The sequence below is a fragment of the Domibacillus sp. A3M-37 genome (genome assembly GCF_024213455.1).
GTDB lineage: Bacteria > Bacillota > Bacilli > Bacillales > Domibacillaceae > Domibacillus > Domibacillus tundrae.
Genome location: NZ_JANAVL010000010.1, coordinates 77,764 through 94,071, shown reverse-complemented (window position 1 = coordinate 94,071; position 16,308 = coordinate 77,764). Strand labels below are relative to the sequence as shown.

General features: G+C 37.6%; 13 protein-coding genes and 1 pseudogene. 2 read left to right on the top strand and 12 right to left on the bottom strand.

What is annotated here, in order from left to right; all coding sequences use genetic code 11:
- Positions 1–273: 273 nt before the first annotated feature.
- A complete protein-coding gene (locus NLX67_RS15200; RefSeq protein ID WP_254312361.1) occupies positions 274–1,086 on the top strand; it encodes an AAA family ATPase in 813 nt (270 codons plus the stop codon).
- Complete coding sequence (locus NLX67_RS15195) at positions 1,079–1,621, top strand: hypothetical protein (protein ID WP_254312360.1); 543 nt, start codon at positions 1,079–1,081, stop codon at positions 1,619–1,621. The genes NLX67_RS15200 and NLX67_RS15195 overlap by 8 nt, the downstream gene beginning before the upstream one ends.
- A gap of 463 nt (positions 1,622–2,084) precedes the next feature.
- Here the strand turns inward: NLX67_RS15195 and NLX67_RS15190 are convergent, their stop codons facing one another.
- The 12 genes and pseudogenes from NLX67_RS15190 to glpK form a co-directional block, all read right to left on the bottom strand.
- Positions 2,085–2,789, bottom strand: coding sequence for an S-layer homology domain-containing protein (locus tag NLX67_RS15190; RefSeq protein WP_254312359.1), 705 nt, complete (start codon positions 2,787–2,789; stop codon positions 2,085–2,087).
- A 607-nt stretch (positions 2,790–3,396) separates the two neighbouring features.
- Positions 3,397–4,839, bottom strand: a complete 1,443-nt coding sequence (locus NLX67_RS15185) for a 6-phospho-beta-glucosidase (protein ID WP_254312358.1) — start codon at positions 4,837–4,839, stop codon at positions 3,397–3,399.
- A gap of 223 nt (positions 4,840–5,062) precedes the next feature.
- Entirely contained in the window at positions 5,063–6,346 is a 1,284-nt protein-coding gene (locus NLX67_RS15180) for a glycoside hydrolase family 140 protein (protein WP_254312357.1), read from the bottom strand.
- A gap of 93 nt (positions 6,347–6,439) precedes the next feature.
- Positions 6,440–7,744: a PTS sugar transporter subunit IIC gene (locus NLX67_RS15175; RefSeq protein ID WP_254312356.1), complete on the bottom strand. Its 1,305-nt coding sequence runs from the start codon at positions 7,742–7,744 to the stop codon at positions 6,440–6,442.
- Between the two features lie 46 nt (positions 7,745–7,790).
- Positions 7,791–7,925, bottom strand: a pseudogene (locus tag NLX67_RS15170) (family 1 glycosylhydrolase); the annotation flags it as partial.
- A gap of 88 nt (positions 7,926–8,013) precedes the next feature.
- On the bottom strand, positions 8,014–8,319 hold the full coding sequence (locus tag NLX67_RS15165) for a PTS sugar transporter subunit IIB (protein WP_254312355.1): 306 nt from the start codon (positions 8,317–8,319) through the stop codon (positions 8,014–8,016).
- Positions 8,320–8,351: 32 nt separating this feature from the next.
- Positions 8,352–8,651, bottom strand: coding sequence for a PTS sugar transporter subunit IIA (locus tag NLX67_RS15160; protein ID WP_254312399.1), 300 nt, complete (start codon positions 8,649–8,651; stop codon positions 8,352–8,354).
- Positions 8,652–8,912: 261 nt separating this feature from the next.
- On the bottom strand, positions 8,913–10,838 hold the full coding sequence (locus NLX67_RS15155; RefSeq protein ID WP_254312354.1) for a BglG family transcription antiterminator: 1,926 nt from the start codon (positions 10,836–10,838) through the stop codon (positions 8,913–8,915).
- A 527-nt stretch (positions 10,839–11,365) separates the two neighbouring features.
- Positions 11,366–12,292, bottom strand: coding sequence for a D-ribose ABC transporter substrate-binding protein (locus NLX67_RS15150; protein WP_254312353.1), 927 nt, complete (start codon positions 12,290–12,292; stop codon positions 11,366–11,368).
- Between the two features lie 13 nt (positions 12,293–12,305).
- Positions 12,306–13,274, bottom strand: a complete 969-nt coding sequence (locus NLX67_RS15145) for an ABC transporter permease subunit (RefSeq protein ID WP_254312397.1) — start codon at positions 13,272–13,274, stop codon at positions 12,306–12,308.
- Positions 13,275–13,297: 23 nt separating this feature from the next.
- The gene (locus tag NLX67_RS15140) at positions 13,298–14,785 is read right to left on the bottom strand and encodes a sugar ABC transporter ATP-binding protein (protein WP_254312352.1); all 1,488 of its coding nucleotides are present in this window, start codon (positions 14,783–14,785) and stop codon (positions 13,298–13,300) included.
- 34 nt (positions 14,786–14,819) lie between these two features.
- The gene (gene glpK, locus NLX67_RS15135) at positions 14,820–16,307 is read right to left on the bottom strand and encodes a glycerol kinase GlpK (protein WP_254312351.1); all 1,488 of its coding nucleotides are present in this window, start codon (positions 16,305–16,307) and stop codon (positions 14,820–14,822) included.
- Position 16,308: the final 1 nt, after the last annotated feature.

Sequence of the window (16,308 nt, the reverse complement as noted above, 5' to 3'; positions counted from 1 at the left end):
GTGGAAAAGTAGAAATTTCTACTTATGCGAGGAAGGTGGTTATTCTCGCACAGGTGGAAAAGTAGAAATTTCTACTTGTGTGAGATAATTACCTAATAATCACGAAATATTACATTTTTATTACAAATTTAATCATAAATAAAAACATTTATCCTATTCAGACAAAAAATGCAAAAGTGCTTCTCGCAAACTTCTACCTATGGTAATATAAACATAAGTGGAAAAGTGTTAGGTATACTTTCGTGAATAACATTTGTTGGGAGGATGAAAAGAATGTCAGCAAAGACAATTGTAGTCGGTAATTTTAAAGGTGGCGTTGGAAAAACAAAAGTGGCAGTCATGGCGTCGTGGGAACTGGCTCATGAAATGAATAAAAAAGTTCTGCTAATTGATATGGATCCACAGGCAAATGCCACTACTCTTATTGCAAGATCAGCCGGGATTACAGAAATAGAGTCTTCTATATTTGAAGGTTTTGAAAATGGTGATTTATCGAAGTCAATTTTAAATGTAAAAGAGAATTTGGATCTTATTCCTGCAGCTGTTTCTTTTAAAAACCTACCTAAATTTTTATATGGTAGATTTCCAGATGACATTGACCAAGTATCTTATTTAAAAACACTGTTAGAGCCGTTGAAAAAAAAATATGATTATATTTTCATTGATGTACCGCCCACAATCAGTGATTACTCGGACAATGCCATGATGGCAGCTGATTATGTATTAATTATACTTCAAGCTCAGGAGCTTTCTCTTGAAGGCGCTGAAACATACATTTCTTATCTCCAATTTATGATAGATGAGTACAGTGCTTATATTCAAGTCGCAGGAGTACTCCCTGTTTTACTGCGTCCAGGAGGCCGTGTTGATCATGCAACTGTCGAAAGAGCAAAAGAATTGTTTGGAGAAGATAATGTATTTGAGAACTATATAAAACATTTGGAAAGATTAAAAGCATGGGATATCACAGGTATTACATACAGAGATCATCATGATAATAGAGCGCACCAAATTTTTATTGAGGTTGTTCAAGAAATGCTTGATAAAATAGAGCATTTTGAAGGCGGTGAAGTTCGCGGTGAGTGAAAAAAATGTAAAAGGTCAATTGTTAAATCTAAAAAGAGTAGATAGCTTACGAGCACAGCCGGTAAAATTTAACGATAAAGAACCTTTTAAATATAGTGTCAAGAAATCAGGATCGGCTAATGAAGGAGAATACCAAGGAAATGAGATTGGAGAAACAGAAATTAAGATCGATGATAAGGAGAAAGAAACTTTTAGAGAAAATATAACAGAGAGTATCGATCCTAAGGTCGAAGAACAAAAAAAAGAATTAAACAGCCAACAAAAGAAATACTTTGAGAAAGTACCGGCATCAGTTGAACCTCCAAGGGACAAAGAAAAACGTAAAGCGGTAGTAGGAAAGAATAATTCTATCAAAACAATAAAAGTTCCAACGCTTCTTCATACCCAGATAAACATGCTCGGTAAATTTATGGATGAGAATAAAACTTATGCGATTCTTAACGAGCTGGTTGAAAACTATGTGGAGAACCGTCTAACAGAACGGCAGCAAAAACAGTTTCACTTTATGAGCGAGTTTGTTCAAGAGGAGAAATAAATCTAATGAAGATAATTAAGTATACCTAAACAAAAGTATACATTTGTTTAGGTATACTTTTGTTGTTTAATTTTGAATTAATAATTAGCTTATAGAAAATTTTTGTCTAAACATACCCGCACCAGAGGTGTCCATACCGGCGTTTTGCACGTAGAAAGGAAATAACGGGAGCAAGATTTCAATTCGGTTCTCTGCAAGACGTTCTTCTTGCGGTGCAGCTATAAAAATCAATCCTTTCTAATTGGTCAAAAATGGTCAAACTATGCGCGGAATTAAGATTTTACGCATAGTTTAAAATTAGACAAGAAAAAAGAGCGGTTGAACAAGGCCGCTCTCTTCTCTACTAGGTTGTTCAGAAAGGAAGATCTTCTATACCTTCCTTTCTGAACGCTGTTTTGGGCGAGTTTATGTTACCAGTCAAGCAACTAGTATATTATATCAAAAATAGTCTTATTTAAAGTGCTCAGTCATTAATCGACGGGCGCTCATATTGGCTCATTCTATAAACCATTAAAGCGAATTGACCTCTTGTTAAGTACTCGTTTGTGCCAAACCTGTTGTTCGATTTTCCTTGGATAATACCACGTTCTACAAGCATATTTACAGCAGACACATAGTGGCCCGTTACATCTGTGAATTTGCTCGCTTCTTCAACTGGCTGGATAGAAACTTTATCTGTAGTTTCATATCCAAATGACCTAGAAAAGATAATAGCTGCTTCGCCTCGCGTAATGTTAAGCGCAGATCCAAAGTATACATCTGACTTACCCATTATGATTCCATTGTATTTAAGAGCTGCCACGGCTGGAACTGCACGAGCCGGCACGTCTTTGAAATTGGTTTTAGGGGCATTGTTCTGACCATCAAGTGCCAAGTATTTGTACATAATTACAGCAGTATCCACTCGTTTGATTGGCTCTTCTACTCCGAAATGCGTTTCACTTAAACCCATGGTAATTATATTGTCCAAAAGGAATTGTACAGCCTCTTCGTAGATTGTCCCATTTACATCAAGGAATGGTGTTGATCCTTCCTGCACCGCTGGCGAATCAACAATTGTATCCTGTACTGGGCTTGTATTCTCTTCCGCAAATGCTGGAGAAATGGACGAGGTGAACACTGTCCCCGCTGCTAACACCGCAGCTAAAACATGTAATGGCTTTTTCATTATGATCCTCTCCTTATCTCAGCCTTTATTCTATAATCTAGTATAATAGAGTAATAAATGGATTAATAGATGAAAAAAGTAATAATCCCTGATATATGTTTATAATGAAACCACTGCATGTTTACAAAAAGATGTGATAGGGATTTTTGCTACAAGTAAACTCTGCATTAAATGAGAATTTAGCGCAAAGTTTGAATTCACTGAAGAAGATATTTTTCTGGTCTCCCCTCCTCTAATTATATGAAATTTTAGCCATGTAATTATAGAACGCATCAGCCTACCGACCGCGAGGATAGTTATACAACATATCACTTATAGATAGTTTTTATATGGTGTGGAGTTCAAGCAGGATGATAGTAAAAAAAGACGGTCTAAATTTTAGACCGCCCCAAACAACGACTGAAGCTAATTATAAAATTGAAATAATCAACTCTTCCAAAAATTGATTTCGGTCGTATAGATTTTTTAAAAAGAGATGTTGATATAAAAGAGCCATATACTCTACTCATTAAGCTACCTTGTGAATAAATTTTAAAGCCGACTCATTTAAACAAAATTTCTAGAGAAAAAGAATGTATACTATGAAAATTAGTATCAATTCAATTGATCACTCTCTGATGGCTAGATTTGCCCCATTAGCAGCGATTAATTCTTTGTACCAGTAGAAGCTTTTTTTCTTGATTCGTTTTAATGATCCATTGCCGCCATTGTCTTTGTCCACATAAATGTAGCCATATCGTTTTTTCATTTCTCCGGAAGAGGCGCTGACAATATCAATTGGTCCCCAACTTGTATAACCTAGAATTTCGACACCGTCCTGAATCGATTCCGCTATTTCTTTAACATGATGTTGGAGATAGTCGATACGGTAGTCATCATTCACTTGATCTCCTTCTAATTCATCAATGGCACCAAGACCGTTTTCTACAATGAAAAGAGGCTTTTGATAACGATCGTATAACTGATTTGCTGTGATGCGGAGTCCTTTTGGATCAATTGTCCAGCCCCACTCGGATTTTTTCACATAAGGATTTGATACAGAAGAGAAGACATTTCCCGATGTCATTTTGCTGAGTACTTCAGGGTCTGTACTGATGCAACGGCTGGAATAGTAACTGAAACCAATATAATCAACAGTATGATTTTTCAATAGTTCTTCATCATTTTCTTCCATGGCAATGTTTAAGTCGTGATCCTTAAAGAAACGCTTTGCATAGCCTGGATATTTCCCTCTTGACTGTACATCAATAAAGAAGAACGACTCGCGGTCACGCTCCATCGCTTTCATCACATCGTCAGGATTACATGTATATGGATAAGTCATAGCGGCAGCAAGCATACAGCCAATCTTCGCATCTGGAATAATTTCATGCCCTGCTTTGACAGCCAGTGCGCTGGCTACAAGCTGGTGATGGGCTGCCTGATATTGAATCTGCTCTTTATTTTCACCTTCTTTAAAAACGAGACCGGCGCCCAAGAAAGGGAGGTGAAGTAACATGTTGATCTCATTGAATGTCATCCAATATTTCACTTTATCTTTGTAACGGGTAAAAATGGCTTTTGCATAAGTTTCAAAAAAATCAACAAGTTTTCGATTCCGCCAGCTTCCATATTTCTCAATTAAGTGAACAGGAACATCAAAATGAGCAATAGTTACAACAGGCTGAATGCCATGACGCAGCAATTCATCAAACAACTCATCGTAATATTGAAGGCCAGCTTCATTTGGTGTTTCATCGTTTCCATTTGGGAAAATGCGCGCCCAGGCGATCGAGATACGCAATGCTTTAAAGCCTATTTCAGCAAATAGGGCGATATCTTCTTTATAGCGGTGGTAGAAACCGATTGCTTCATGCGAAGGGTAATACTCTCCATCAACAGGGCTTAAAGAAGGAACGTTTCCTTTCATAATACTGATTCTCTTTTCTCCGGATGGAAGCAAGTCAACATTTGAAAGTCCTTTGCCGCCTTCCAGAAAGGCTCCTTCCGCTTGGTTGGCTGCAATTGCGCCGCCCCATAAAAAGTTTTCAGGAAAACTATAACTTGTCATAATGATTCTCCTTTTTTATTAATCATGTATCCTGTTCCCAGCCAGAAATTAAATGTTCTTCATATTAGTTAATATTGTCCTAAAAGACCACTTATTTTTCGAATGCAAATCCAAAGCAGCACCTATTACTCCTGCTGAATCTGTATTCTGTGCGTATTCGATCCTCAACCCTTTAGCCAGATAATGCTTTCTGCTTCTTTTAATAATATAGTATGAAAAACTTTTAAACTTCTTTTGTTCCAATGATGACAACATCCGATTCAAAAGTATGCATCCCAAGTGTCGTTTTATTTTCTTTGTTGCTCACATCTGCTTTTGCAAACCTCTTTTTATCTAAATCAATGATTGTAAATGAATAATCAGAAAGATTTTCCTTTAAATTCAATGTTGTTGCATAAGGAATATACATAATTATTTTATTTTTATCAGGGGTTAGAGCTGTACGAATCTCTTCTGTATTCTTAAGGACTATATCTATTGGTTGTAAATCTTTCAAATTATACGAATCAAAAATGTATTTAATAAATCCATAATCCCAAGCACCCTCGAATTTTAAAGCATCTTTCCAATCGTAAGGAGCATCAAATCCTTCTCCTGTCACTCCAAACTTTTTGCCTTTTTTGTGCCAGCTCCAAATACCATGTGCTCCATACGTAATTCCTGCGCTTGCCCCCGATAGTATACTTTGCCAAGCAGCTTTTCTAACATCAAAAGTTGAATATCTTCCATAAACTTTCCTGCTATATCCCATTTGTTCATAACACGGCTCTGAATTCAATACTGGTTTTTTCACTGGTTTGTTGTAAAATTCTTGTGCTAACTTAAAAGACATGTACTGGTAACTTGAGTTATGGCCTGATTGGTACATATAAAAGTCAATATTGGATTCGTCCATGAATTCTTTAGGTATATCACTGAGCCTGCCCTGGATGTGTAAAGTGGTTAAACAGTCAGGACTTGTTCTTTTAATTGTTTTTAAAGCCTTTCGATAATACTCTATCGCTTGCTCAGATGGAAAGTCAGTATCGCCACTTATTAAATAAATGGGTTTAAACTTAGAAAAGATACTTGCAGCATATTCTACATACTGTTCAACAACATCAATTGGCATTTTGTTTTCTTTTTGAAGTACAGATGCCCAAGTATCTGGCACGTAGTTACACCATATAAGAACCAGTGCGGGAACAAACCCTTTTTCTACAGCCATCGATACCATTTTTTCTGCTCTTTGAAAATATTCTTCATTTATCGAATAATAATCAAAAGAGCCGTCCAGATTGCATTTAAATGGTTTAATGGAAATATCTGAACCACTTGCATCCCATTGTTGGAGAATGTTTATCTGAAGAACGTTAAAACCTTGCTGCTTGCGGTAGTTAAGATATTCTTCCCACTCCTCTAAAGAAATATTTGTAAACGCACTCCATACGGTATCAGCCAAATAGAAAAACCTTTTTCCTTCTTTTAAAAAATGCCGATTGTTTTCTGATATTTTTAGTTCTATCAAAGAATTCCACTCCTATGAAGGTTCCTTTTTCAAAAGATAAAATACTGTCGAAAAAGTGGATATTCTTCTTTTTCGACAGTTATTTTTATTTCTTTATTTACCTGCTGAAACTTCATTTAATGTAGTATTATCATTAAATTGTGACGCTTCTTCTTCCGCCTTGGATTTTTCGACATATTGTTTATCGAGAGCTTTGAAAAACGGATAATACATTACTAAACATATTGGAACAAGCAAAACCTGCAATAAGGCAATACGCAAACTTCCTTCAAGAAGGCCCATCGCAAAGATTGGTGTCCCAAAAGGTGGATAAATGCCTATTGGGGCAGGCACAATACCTAATGTAGTGAAAATATATGCTACAATAACGCACAAAACTGGACCTAAAATAAAGGGAACGGCTAAAATCGGATTCAGTACGACAGGAATCCCAAAGATGAGAGGTTCATGTATACCAAAAAATGACCCCGGCAACCCTAACTTTCCTATCGTTCTCAACTGTTTACTCTTTGCACGGAATGCTAATAAGAGTGTTAAAGCTATCATCGGAGCAAAATTGGCGTAAAGCGACCAGAATGCAAGTCCAATGATGTTCGGAAGTGGTTCACCGGCCTGAAAAGCTTCTAAATTTTGCAAATCTAGACTCATCCAGATAGGCTTAACAATAGCCAGAGTAACGATAGCACCATGAATTCCAAAAAACCATAGTCCCTGCATAATAATTAATGCAATGATAAGGGCTCCAAGAGAACCACCCAAACCTTGTAATGGAATTTGCAAATATGAATAAATAAATTCATGGACCGTATTGAATGAGGTCAGTTGAAACAGACCAGCTACTGCTATAAAAATCATTACGACAATAATTGCTGGAATTAGACCGATAAATGTTTTGGCTACAGTAGGGGGAACTCCCTCCGGCATTTTAATTGTCCAGTTTCGATCTAGCACCCAAACATATAGTCTAGAAGACAAAAGACCAATAATAATTGCTACAAACAAGCCTTGAGCTCCAAGCCATTGTAAAGGAAGCGCTCTCACTTCATCAAATACAGAAATGGGCGTTAAAAGCAAAAAAGTAACCAATGAGACTGCACCAGGTAAAAGAGGATCGTGATCAAATGTCTCAGCTAATTTATATGCAATGAAAAAAGCAGCATATAAAGCAATCATGCCTGTTGTAACAGCTCCCGGTATGCCAAGCAAGCTTTTCACAGGCGCGATAAATGCCTGATATGGCTCCCAAGAAATGCTCGTTAATAAAGTGGATAATGCACCAATAATTAAAAATGGCAAAGTGGACATAAGCCCATCCGAAATAGACTGTAAATATCGATTTTGCTGCAATTTTCCGGCATACTTTTGTAACGTTGGAACGATGCTGTTTATTTGTGCCATCTGTTACCCCTCCAATTTTCTTCTTGAATAAAAATCAAATTCCCTTTTATAATTTTGCTCCAGTGTCAAAATGTTTTCTATTTGTTTTGATTACATTTTTGTACCAATTAAAGCTTTTCTTTCTTATTCGTTTAAGGTCTTTTAAATTGAATTCATCTCGATTAACATAGATAAATCCATATCAATCAATACATCCTTGGTGAGTATTACTATCTGACGGGAATGCCTACCACTCCCATTGATTATTAGCTGTTCAAGGAAAAACTTAATTATTTACTGATTTCTAGAGCGCGATTTAAAACTTTCTCCCCGTTCATTGTTCCATAGTCTACACTGTTAATAACTTCAACGGGCACCCCAATTGGATTTGCCATTTTTTCAAACTCACCTTTTTGATACGATACCTGAGGACCCAGCAAAATAACATCCACTTTATCAATATGCTTCCTCAATTCTGTGCCTGAAATAGCATTAATTTCAGCCTCAATATTTTGACCTTTAGCTGCTTCTTTCATTTTTGATACCAATAGGCTAGTAGACATCCCAGCTGCACAAACCAATAAAATATTTTTCATAATTTTCCCTCCAAAATTTTTTGATATATCATTTATTGAGCAACTATAATTTGTTGCTTTTCGTATAAGTCAACAAACTCAGCGGCCAGATCTTTTACAGTCATCGCGTTCATTAGATGATCTTGTGCATGGATCATCAACAGGGTAACTTCTTTCTTCTCCCCTCCTGCTTCCTGCTGAATTAGTGAAGTTTGTAAATGATGTGCTTTTCCCAAATCTTCTGCTGCTTCTTCTAATTTTTTTCTGGCGTCTAGATATTTCCCTTCTTTCGCTAAGATTATGGATTCCATTGCTTTGCTCCTGCCGTTTCCTGCATTGACTATTAGCCCCATAATAATTTCTTGATAGTCCAAACTTTTTCACCTCGACATTAAAATATTATTGTTAGTAGATCTCCCTAAATTTTTTTAGTTCTTTTAACTAAATTTAGTATAAATTAAAAACGCTTTCATCTATACGTTTTCTTTTTCCACATCACAACGGAAAAAGCGATGCATGATCATAAAAAAAGAGACATGAAGCATAAGTTCTTGAGAAGAACTGTGCTTTTAAGTCTCCACGCCTTATTTCTTATACAAAACAACAAATTATCTTTATATATTTTTTAGAAGTACGCTTGTGAATTGTTGGTAATTTTCGCATTTTAATAATTGATGCACTAATTCGGAATTCTCAAGTATCCCCAGAAGCATTTCATACATACGTTTTAAATTGTGCTCACCATCTTTTTGAACACATAATAAACAAACAAACTGAACCGATTTATCGGCCCATTGAATTGGTTTTTTTAATGTGCAAATCACCCAAAAAGTTCCATCCGTTTGAGGTTTGAGAGGGTGAGGAACCGCTACTAAATTCCCGAAACATGTAGGCGAAGCCTCTTCTCTTTCAAAAACCGAATCAAGGAACGTTTCGTCTACATACTGAAGCTCTTGAAGCTTCAATGATAGAAAAGCAAGAACCTCTTTTTTCGTTCGAAAATCTTTATTCAAAAACGTAAGTTCTTTACGTGTGTATTTAAAACTATTTGCAGCTTTTCCGCTTATTACATCTTCAACCTTTTTTAAGTCTGATTGGTCTAAAATAGAATGAACAAAAATTGCGGGAACAGGCAACTTTTCTTTTAGGGGAATGGTACTAATAACAAAATCAATTGTTTCGAACGGAAATTCACTCAATTTATAATACTCTGTAGTGCCAATAATATCCAAATCACTTCCGTACTTTGACCGTAATTTATAATAAAGCAATTTTGCACTGCCAAGACCAGAAGCGCACACAATTAAACACCGCTTGGTTTTACTTTTCATGCTACTTCTCTCAATTGCAGCACCAAAATGCAATGCAAGGTAACCGATTTCTCCTTCGTCAATGTCAATATTCAGAACTTCTTTTAAAACAGTTCCAGCAATAATACCTGCTTGGAAAGCCAGTGGATAATTAGTTTTTATTGCTTCTAACATTGGATTCCGTATGTTCATCTTATACCGATATCGGTTAATAGCCGGTTTTAAATGGAGGCATATTCCAAGATAAAGCTCCCGATCATCTTCAACACCAATTTTCAAAGAATTTTCTACTCTTTCAACCATTTCATTAGCAAGATTATGGATATTTTCATCCAACATATTCGCCACTTCATTTTCATCCAAATCATCATTTGAAATCATTTTAGTTCCTAACAGGTGTATTGCTGCATAAGCAATTTCTGAAGGTGGAAAATCAACGTTTAATTTTTCCCCAACGTTATTTATTATTTCCAATGCTACGTCATATTCTTTTTGTTTGGCTAAATTGTTTATTTCCTGATTAATAAACAATACATAGTTATTATCTCTAATCCGTTTACACGCTATGGCGAGATGGATAATTAAATTGTTTAATCCAATATCTGAAAGTGTCACATCGCGTTCATAAACTTTTTTCAAAATAATCGTCCGAATGGTTTGAAGTTCTTCTTTTGTAACAATTTTGACAAGATCATTTATTTTCTCTATTTCATTTTCTGAACGATTTAACAAGTGTTCAGATAAGCAGAAACGTAAACTGATCTCTTCACCCTTTAGTTTCATTCCATAATTCGGACGCATTTCAATTTCGATATTATATTTTTCAAATACTTTTTTAACATCCCTCATTAATTTTTGAAGCGTTGATTTACTAATATACAAGTCATCAGCCAATTCTTCTTGCTTAAGATAATCATTTGTAAGAAGTAATCGATTAATAATGTACTGGATACGGCCTTCCGGTGTGTAACTATCACTTGTTGCTGGATTATTCATTGTTTCATGCACGAATCTTTGAAATGTTTCATGCTGGTTTATGACTAATTGGTATCCGGTTCCTCTAATAGATTTAACTGTTGCTCCATATTCTTCAAGAATAATTGCTAATTCTTTTATATCATTTCTGATTGTTCTTGATGTTACTTGAATGGAATTTGCTAAATGGGTACTAGTCAAAGGGGACCGCGCAAGCAGCAAGCTTTTAAAAATTTTCAATAATCTCTCATCCATTTTCCCTTCTCCTTTCGCCATTTTAGACTGTCTTTCGAGCAGGATCCAAATATATTAAATAAACCGATACCCCAGGAATGAAGGGATCGGCTTTATGCTTTTATGCGTGATTTTTAAAAGCCATTTAACATTATACTTTTACTTGTAAAAAGAATAAAAGATATTTATAAATTGTTTTCATTTTTAATAAATTTATGAGAGCGTACAATATCTTGTGTAAATGAAAAATAGAAAAAGGAAGACCTTTTCTTGTAGAATTGAATCACCACAACACAATTCACAGAAAAGAGGCCTTCCCTATGAACCAGTTTACAACAGATATCGTCGATGCTCTAGTAAAAAAATAAGATATTATCGAAGCATTTCGTTTTCACCTAGAAAATGAAATGCTCGCATACTTTTTTAACTATCTGGTTCAAAAAAGCTTCATACGGAAGAGAGTAAGCTTGTTACACAACAAGAATATGCCGAACAGACACTACCCATCCTGTATAATTTTTTCTTTGTTGTTCTTCTAGCTTTGAATATTATTCTTTTGTTGTTAGCTTTGTTGGAATAATGACTTCTTTTTCAATTGTTTTTCCATCGATTCCATCGATTGCTGACTCAACCGCAATCTGTCCCATTTCGACAGGTTGCTGGGCTATTGTTGCCTGCAGGTCCCCTGCTTCGATCGCCTTAAATGCGTCTTCACTTCCATCAAAACCGATAATAACAATATCTTTTCCCGAAGCTTGTACAGCTTGAAGAGCACCTAGAGCCATTTCATCATTCTGCGCAAAGATGCCTTGAATGTCAGGGTTAGCTTGTAAAATATTTTCTGTAACTGTTAAAGCTTTTGTCCGGTCAAAATCTGCAGCCTGCTTAGCCACAACTTCTAATTGACTATCTGCAATACTATGGAATCCTTCACCACGGTCTCTTGTCGCAGATGCTCCTGCAATTCCTTCCAGTTCTGCAATTTTTGCTCCCTCGCCAAGTGTTTCAACTAAATATTTAGCAGCTTCTTCTCCGCCCTTAACGTTATCTGAAACAATTAGCGCTTCAACGTCTCCTTCGTCTACAGAACGATCAATAGTAATAACCGGTATACCTGCACTGTTAGCTGATTGAACTGCAGGCGAAATCGCAGCGGAATCTGTTGGGTTGATTAGAAGCACATCAATTTCTTTTTGGAGCAGATCTTCAATGTCATTTGTTTGTTTTGCGGAATCATTTTGCGCATCCACCACTTCAACTGTTCCACTGTTTTTTTCAGCCGTGTCAACGACACTGTCTTTAAGCGTCACAAACCATGGATTATTGAGCGTTGACATGGACAATCCAATTTTAATGCCTTCCGAGTCCTGAGAACCTTGAGATCCTGAGGAAGATTCCCCGCCAGGCGCGTTTAATGAACAGCCGCTGACGATAACCGCAAAAATTGAAAGAAAAACAACCAATAATTTTTTCATAAGAAACACTCCTTTAAGCTGATTTTTTTCTATCCAGTAATACAGCAATTAAAATCACAATTCCTTTTACGACCATTTGATAAAAAGAAGAGACACCAAGCAAATTCAATCCATTGTTTAACACGCCGATGATCAAAACACCGATTAAGGTTCCAAAAATCCGACCTTTTCCTCCAGCAAGACTTGTTCCACCAAGAACAACGGCTGCAATGGCATCGAGCTCATAAGATGTTCCTGCTCCCGGCTGTGCTGAATTAAGGCGGGACGTTAAGATGGCACCTGCAAGTGCCGCCATTAAGCCGGAAAGAGAATAAATAATGATTTTTACACGATTGACTTTAATCCCGGAAATGAGTGCCGCTTTTTCATTTCCGCCTACGGCATATGTTTGTCTCCCAAAAGTGGTCTTATGAAGAATAGTCCAAAGAATCCCAAAGGTAATGATCATGGTGAAAACCGGAATTGGGATGCCTAGAAAATAACCTTTTCCGAAAAGCTGAAACCAGTAATCGCTTCCAACTCCTGTGATCGGATTTCCATCTGTATACGTCATAGCAAGTCCACGGAAAAGGGTCATGGTGGCTAGTGTTGCGATAAACGGTGCTACCTTGCCGAACGTGACAAATAAACCATTGATCGTACCCATCAGAGCACCGAGTATACAACCTAAAAGAACAGCTAAAACAGGATCCATTCCTTTTACAATAAAATCCCCTGTTAAAACACCTGAAAAAGCCAGAATTGATCCGACAGAGAGATCAATACCTCCGGTTAAAATAACAAAGGTCATGCCATACGCAATGAGCGCATTGATCGCTACTTGGCGCAGCAAATTTAATATATTAGTTGGCTCAAGAAAGCTCGTATTTAAAAAGGAGACAATGATAATAAGTAAAAACAACCCTAATAGCGGCCCCATCTTTTCCATAGAGGTACTAAACCACCGGCCGCCAGCCTGTGTGTTACCACCTGGCCATTTCATCGTTTTTTCGGCTCCTGTTGATTTCATTTTTTGTCCCCTCCTGTAGCCAATACCATAATTTTTTCTTGTGATGCTTCACCGCTCTGTAATTCACCTGTGATTTTTCCCTCGTGAACTACAAAAATCCGATCACTCATGCCTAAAACCTCAGGAAGATCCGAAGAAACCATGATAATGGAGACACCGCGGTCTGTCAGTTCATTCATAATTTGATAAATCTCCCGCTTCGCGCCTACATCAACACCTCTGGTAGGTTCATCTAAAATCAAGACTTTCGGGGCAATTCCGATCCATTTAGCAATGACTACTTTTTGTTGGTTTCCTCCTGATAAATGACGCAGCGGTGTATCAGATGACTCCGTTTTAACAGTTAATCTTTTTATCAACAAGTCGACGAATTCACTTTCTGTTTTCTTGTTAATAAACCCTTTGGTTGAAAAGCTTGGAAGGGTTGTTAAACCAATATTTTCGCGAACGGAAAAATCTAAAATCAACCCTTCATCTTTGCGGTCTTCTGTAATAAAGCCAATTCCATGTTTAACGGCCTGGTCTGGGTGCTTGATCAATTGCTTTTTCCCGTTTAATAATATTTCGCCGCTATCTAGTGGCTCTAGCCCAAATAAAGAGCGCATAATTTCCGTACGGCCTGCTCCCATCAAGCCAGAAAAACCTACGATTTCTCCAGAGCGGGCAGAGAAAGATATATTTTCGAATAGTCCTTTTTTGTTTAGGTTCCTTACTTCAATTGCTACTTCACCCGGCTTTGTATTCCGTTCTGGGAAACGTTCTGTCAGTTCACGTCCAACCATATGTCGAACCACTTCATTAAAAGTTGTGTCGGGTATTTTTTCGGTGCTCACAGTCTGTCCATCACGCATGACGGTAATGCGGTCACAGATAGAAAATATTTCTTCCATGCGATGAGAAATATAAACGATCGATACGCCTTTTTTCTTTAATGAAGCTACTACTTCAAACAATTTCACGATCTCGCGATCTGTCAGCGCGGCCGTTGGTTCATCCATAATGATGATCTTTGCTTCTGTCATGAGTGCTTTTGCAATTTCAATCATTTGCTGTTCACCAATAGAATATGTCCCTGCCGGCTTATCAAGGGAAATTGAAACAGCTAAATCATTAAACTTTTGCTGAGCCAACTGTCTCATCTCTTTCATTTTCAAGAATCCAACAGAGTTCTTCATTTCTTTGCCAATGAACAGATTTTCCAGCACCGTCATTTCAGGCCAAATATTTAATTCCTGATGGATAAATGTGATGCCGAACTGCTCCGCTTCTTTTGGATTGGAAAAAGAAATTTCATTTCCATCGACTTTAATCACACCTTTATTTTTTTGATGAAGGCCTGTCAGGATATTCATTAAAGTGGATTTTCCAGCCCCGTTTTCTCCCATTAACGCATGAACTTCACCATCTGCAAGGTGAAAATCAACCCCTTTCAAAACTTGGTTAGCACCAAATGATTTATGAATATTTGTCATTTCTACTTGCACAATTGCCCACCTCTTTTCAAAGAAGATCTGAATTTTATACTAGGACTGATTGGACAGATGATTTCCAACCGTTATAATAAACGATTTTCATATCTTGACACATTGATGGATCGTATTTTTGCTGATTTTGCTGAATTGTTTTTACCTCATCAATTGTTTTCCAAATCCCAACACCTAGTCCCGCTAAATAAACAGAACCCATCGCAGACAGTTCGGCTACGTCGGAAGCGTCAACTGGAATGTCAAGCATATCTGCCTGATACTGCATAAGAAAACGGTTACATGTAGCGCCGCCATCCACTCTCAATTCTTTCATTTCGATTCCAGCTTCCTGCTCCATCAATTTCAGAATGTCTGTTACCTGATACGCAATGCTCTCAAATGCCGCACGGATAATGTGTGATCTTCCTGTATTGCGGTTCATTCCAACGATGGCTGCCCGCGTATTTGGGCTCCAATATGGGGCACCGAGCCCGACAAAAGCAGGTACTAGATAAACTCCTTCATTGCCTGGCAGTGCTTGAGCCAAGTGTTCAGCTTCTGTTAAATCAGAAATGAGGCCAAGTTCATTGGTCATCCAGTTCAATACGTCGCCGGTGCTGTTAATAATCCCTTCCAGCGCGTATTGAACCTTCCCGTCCATTCCCCAGGCAATTGAGGTAACGAGTCCCTTTGTGCCGGTTACCGGCTTGTCCGTCTGCATCATGACAGATGTTCCAGTGCCATAAGTTGCTTTCACCATGCCCGCTTCAAAGCATTTTTGACCGAACAAAGCACCCTGGGAGTCGCCGATGACCCCGGAAATCGGCCAATTTTCCTGTGAAAATGCTTCATCCACTACTTTTCCAAAAATCGCATTTGAATCCTTCACTTCCGGCAGCATCGTTTCAGGAATAGTGAACAACCGGAGCAGCTCTTTGTCCCACGCTAACGAATGAATATTAAATAAAAGGGTCCGACTCGCATTTGTAAAATCTGTTGCGTGGATGGCTCCTTTTGTCAGCTTCCATATAAGCCAGCTGTCGATTGTGCCTAAAAGCAGGCTCCCTGCTTCTGCTTTATCACGCGCTCCTTCTACATGATCGAGAATCCATTTTACTTTTGATGCAGAAAAGTAAGGATCAATCGTTAACCCGGTTTTTTGCCGAACCAACTCTTCATTACCTGTTTCTTGAAGATTACGACATTCATCAGCTGTTCTTCGGCATTGCCAAACAATTGCGTTATAGATTGGCGTCCCCGTTTCCTTTTCCCATACAACAATGGTTTCCCGCTGGTTTGTAATAGCCAATACTGCTATTTGGCCAGGCTTCGTATTTGAATCCTTTATTACAGAGGCAGCGGCTTTCTTTACATTTTCATATATTTCGATTGGGTCATGCTCTACCCAGCCTGTTTGCGGGTAATGCTGCTTGTGAGGAAGCGACCGCTTTTGTACGATCGCTCCTTCCTCATTCACAAGCAGTGCTTTCGTTCCTGAAGTACTTTGATCAATGGATAAAATAAAGGATGCTTTTGTCATC

What these genes read in the sequence shown, in the direction of transcription:
- NLX67_RS15155 (WP_254312354.1), bottom strand. Translation starts at nt 10,838, where the DNA reads ATGGATGAGAGATTATTGAAAATTTTTAAAAGCTTGCTGCTTGCGCGG.
- glpK (WP_254312351.1), bottom strand. Translation starts at nt 16,307, where the DNA reads ATGACAAAAGCATCCTTTATTTTATCCATTGATCAAAGTACTTCAGGA.
- NLX67_RS15175 (WP_254312356.1), bottom strand. Translation starts at nt 7,744, where the DNA reads ATGGCACAAATAAACAGCATCGTTCCAACGTTACAAAAGTATGCCGGA.
- NLX67_RS15190 (WP_254312359.1), bottom strand. Translation starts at nt 2,789, where the DNA reads ATGAAAAAGCCATTACATGTTTTAGCTGCGGTGTTAGCAGCGGGGACA.
- NLX67_RS15160 (WP_254312399.1), bottom strand. Translation starts at nt 8,651, where the DNA reads ATGGGGCTAATAGTCAATGCAGGAAACGGCAGGAGCAAAGCAATGGAA.
- NLX67_RS15150 (WP_254312353.1), bottom strand. Translation starts at nt 12,292, where the DNA reads ATGAAAAAATTATTGGTTGTTTTTCTTTCAATTTTTGCGGTTATCGTC.
- NLX67_RS15165 (WP_254312355.1), bottom strand. Translation starts at nt 8,319, where the DNA reads ATGAAAAATATTTTATTGGTTTGTGCAGCTGGGATGTCTACTAGCCTA.
- NLX67_RS15145 (WP_254312397.1), bottom strand. Translation starts at nt 13,274, where the DNA reads ATGAAATGGCCAGGTGGTAACACACAGGCTGGCGGCCGGTGGTTTAGT.
- NLX67_RS15185 (WP_254312358.1), bottom strand. Translation starts at nt 4,839, where the DNA reads ATGACAAGTTATAGTTTTCCTGAAAACTTTTTATGGGGCGGCGCAATT.
- NLX67_RS15200 (WP_254312361.1), top strand. Translation starts at nt 274, where the DNA reads ATGTCAGCAAAGACAATTGTAGTCGGTAATTTTAAAGGTGGCGTTGGA.